This window comes from Saccharopolyspora sp. NPDC002686, from assembly GCF_040295745.1.
GTDB lineage: Bacteria > Actinomycetota > Actinomycetes > Mycobacteriales > Pseudonocardiaceae > Saccharopolyspora > Saccharopolyspora oryzae.
This window is the reverse complement of record NZ_JBEOVY010000531.1, coordinates 1-3,533: the sequence shown is the minus strand read 5'-3', so window position 1 is coordinate 3,533 and position 3,533 is coordinate 1. Positions and strand designations below refer to the sequence as shown.

Sequence of the window (3,533 nt, the reverse complement as noted above, 5' to 3'; positions counted from 1 at the left end):
GTCCACCTGACCCCCAGGGGTGGACCTTGACGCCCCCGCACTCCCGGTAACCCCCAGGCCGGTTGAGCGCGGGGGCGTCCCTACTGCGGCGGCCGAAACCCGCTAGCCGCCGAAGACGTCGGCCCCGCAGAGCCTGGGACGAACCAGTCCGGCGCCGGGTTCCGGGCTCACCCGGAGAGTTCGGTCAGCTTGCCGTCGGCCATCTCCAGGCGGCGGTTGGTCCGGATCGCGTCCAGCATGCGGCGGTCGTGGGTCACCAGCAGCAACGTGCCCGGGTAGGAGTCGAGGGCGGATTCCAGCTGCTCGATGGCCGGCAGGTCGAGGTGGTTCGTCGGCTCGTCCAGCACCAGCAGGTTGACGCCCCGCCCCTGCAGCAGGGCGAGCGCGGCGCGCGTGCGTTCACCGGGCGAGAGCGTGGTGGCCGGGCGCAGCACGTGGTCGGCCTTGAGCCCGTACTTGGCGAGCAGCGTTCGGACGTCGGCTGGCGGGGAGTCCGGCACTGCCGCGCAGAACGCGTCGAGCAGGGACTCCGAACCGTGGAACAGCGCGCGGGCCTGGTCGATCTCGCCGATGACGACGCCCGAACCGAGCGCAGCAGCTCCCGCGTCCAGTTCGACGCGCCCCAGCAGCGCGCCGAGCAGCGTCGACTTGCCGGAACCGTTGGCGCCGGTGATCGCGACGCGATCCGCCCAGTCGATCTGCAAGGTCACCGGGCCGAAGGTGAAGTCACCGCGCCGCACCTCGGCTTCGCGCAGGGAGGCGACGACCGCGCCGGAGCGGGGTGCCGCCGCGATCTCCATGCGCAGCTCCCACTCCTTGCGCGGTTCTTCCACGACCTCCAACCGCTCGATGAGCCGCTCGGTCTGCCGCGCCTTGGCCGCCTGCTTCTCGGATGCTTCGGAGCGGGTCTTGCGGCTGATCTTGTCGCTGTCGGTGGCCTTGCGGCGGGCGTTCCGGACGCCCTTGTCCATCCAGGCGCGCTGCATCCGGCCGCGCTCCTCCAGCGCGGACTTCTTGTCCGCGTACTCCTCGTAGGCCTCCCGCGCGTGCCGGCGCGCGACCGCACGTTCCTCCAGGTAGGCGTCGTAGCCGCCGCCGTAGAGGTTGATCTGCTGCTGGGCGAGGTCGAGTTCCAGGACCTTGTTGACGGTGCGGGCGAGGAATTCGCGGTCGTGGCTGACGACGACGGTTCCGGCTCGCAGTCCGCGCACGAACTCCTCGAGCAGTTCCAGACCTTCGAGGTCGAGGTCGTTGGTGGGTTCGTCCAGCAGGAACACGTCGTAGCGGGACAGCAGCAGCGAGGCGAGCCCGGCGCGCGCGGCCTGACCGCCGGACAGCGAGGTCATCGGCTGCTCGAGCTCGACGGCCAGACCGAGCTGGTCCACGACGCCTTCAGCACGTTCTTCGAGGTCAGCGCCACCTAGGCTCAGCCAGCGCTCCAGGCTCTCGGCGTAGGCGTCGTCCGCGCCGGCGGCGCCTCTGGTCAGTGCTTCGGTCGCGTCGTCCATCACGCGCTGCGCAGCGGCGACGCCGGTGCGGCGGGCGAGGAACTGGCTCACCGTTTCGCCGGGGCGGCGGTCCGGTTCCTGCGGCAGGTATCCGACGGCGGCGGTGGCCGGGGAGAGCCGCAGCTCCCCGTGCTCAGGTGCGTTCAGCCCGGCGAGCAGCCGCAGCAGGGTCGACTTCCCCGCACCGTTGGCTCCGACCAGTCCGATGACATCACCAGGAGCGATGACGAGATCCAGCCCGGAGAACAACGAGCGGTCGCCGTGCCCGGCGGCGAGGTTCGAGGCAACGAGAGTCGCAGACATGAGACTGCCGAGATTAGCAACCACCACCGCGGCGACTCCCGGAAAGCGGTGGCACGAGCTGGTTCTCGAGCCCGGCTAGGGGCGCCTCGCCAGGAAGTCCGCGATGTCGGCGGCGATCCGGTCCGGGTGTTCGCCGTTGACGGCGTGGGAGGCGTCCGGGTAGACGCGGACCGTCGCCTCGGGCAGCGCGCGTTCGGCCGTCGCGGTGGCCGTTCCGGGATCGTGCATGACGGACCGGCCGGCGATGATCGCCAGCACCGGCAGGTCGAGCCCGGCGAGCGCTTCTTCGGTGATCCTGCTGGGCTGCGGCAAGCGCAGCCGGTAGTGCTGCATGCCGGACTCGATCATCCGCGCGACCGGCACGTCCTCGACCGGAGCGCCGCCCGCCGTGTAGGAGTTGAAGCCGTCGCGCCACGACTTCGGCAGCCACGACAGGGCGGCCGGGAGGGAGCGCACGACGGTGCCCAGCGGCATGTCGTCGAAGACGAAGACCGGGTCGATCAGGGTCAGGGTGGCGACGAGTTCCGGCTGCCGGACGGCCAGGTTGGCCGCGTTCCACCCGCCGATGGAGAGCCCGACCAGGTGGAACCGGTCTTCGGGGAGCCCGGCGAGCGCCTGGTGCAGCCAGGCGGCCTGGTCCGCGTCGTCGACGATGGGACGGTCCTGGACGCTCCGGCCCGGCTCGCCGAGCAGATCCACGGTGTAGACGTCGCCGACCTCCAGCAGCGACGGCAGGTTGTCCGCCCACACCGGGCTCGCCGAAGCCCGTCCCGGGAGGAGCACCAGCGGCGCCGAGGCCTCGCCGCTGCCGGCGAAGCGGTAGAAACGGACGACGCCGTAGTCGGTGCGCACATCGATCGCGTCCTCGACCGCGGGCAGATCCCGAAACGCCTGGTCGTAGGCCGCCAGGAAGCGATCGCGCCCCTCCGCGCCGTCCCAGTGCCCCACCGGCGAGGGCGTGCGCATGGCGAAAGCGGCAACCACCACGGGCACGGCGACGACGCCCAGCGCGATCAACCAGCGGCGCCGGCGAGGCCGTTCCGAGTTGCCCACGATTCTCCCTGACCGATCGGTAAATCTTCTGACCGATCGGTAGAATATGGTGCGTGTCAAGGAGAGAACGAGCGGAATCCGAGCTCACGCTGACCGAGCGGGCCCGGCGCCAGCAGCTGATCGAGGCCACCGTCGAGCTGGTCGCCGATCGCGGTTACGCAGGTGCCTCCCTGTCGCGGATCGCCGAACGCGCCGGCATCACGAAGGCGGCCGTGCTCTACCACTTCCCGTCGAAGGACGCCGTCGTCCGCGCCGCGCACGAACACGCCCTGACCGCGCTGACCTCCCAGGTCGCGGCGGCCGTGGAAGCCGCGGACCCCGCGCACGGTCCGGCCGCCTACATCCGGTCGATGGTCGGCCACCTGCGCGAACACCCCCGGCACACCAGGATGATCATCGAAGCGATGACCAACGAGTCCGCCGAGCGCCAGCCCGCCGAGCGGTGGCGTCCACTCGCGCAGATCATCGAAGCGGCCAGGAGCGAGCGGACCCCGAAGGCCGCAGGTGACGAACGCACGCTCGCGATCATCATCGGCGGTGGAATCGACGCGATCGTCGCCGAGCAGCTCAGCGACCCGAGCTACGACACCGCGGAAGCTGCCGAAGAGCTCATCGACCTGGTCCAGACCAAGCTCTCCGCATGACCCCGCGTGCAGGGCGAAGTTCCCA

At 70.8% G+C, this 3,533-nt stretch carries 3 protein-coding genes; 1 reads left to right on the top strand and 2 read right to left on the bottom strand.

Annotation, left to right across the window (positions count from 1 at the left end; genetic code table 11):
• Window positions 1–167: 167 nt before the first annotated feature.
• Window positions 168–1,811 carry an ABC-F family ATP-binding cassette domain-containing protein gene (locus ABTZ89_RS37030; protein ID WP_270950128.1) on the bottom strand — a complete coding sequence of 548 codons (1,644 nt, stop codon included), beginning with the start codon at window positions 1,809–1,811 and terminating at the stop codon, window positions 168–170.
• Between the two features lie 75 nt (window positions 1,812–1,886).
• Window positions 1,887–2,864 (bottom strand): alpha/beta fold hydrolase, encoded by a 978-nt coding sequence (locus ABTZ89_RS37025; protein WP_270950127.1) that lies wholly within the window; start codon window positions 2,862–2,864, stop codon window positions 1,887–1,889.
• 53 nt (window positions 2,865–2,917) lie between these two features.
• On the opposite strand from ABTZ89_RS37025, the gene ABTZ89_RS37020 reads away from it, so the two are divergent.
• Complete coding sequence (locus ABTZ89_RS37020; RefSeq protein ID WP_351053773.1) at window positions 2,918–3,508, top strand: TetR/AcrR family transcriptional regulator; 591 nt, start codon at window positions 2,918–2,920, stop codon at window positions 3,506–3,508.
• Window positions 3,509–3,533: the final 25 nt, after the last annotated feature.

Coding starts and splice junctions, on each gene's coding strand:
- ABTZ89_RS37030 (WP_270950128.1), bottom strand. CDS start 1,811: ATGTCTGCGACTCTCGTTGCCTCGAACCTCGCCGCCGGGCACGGCGAC.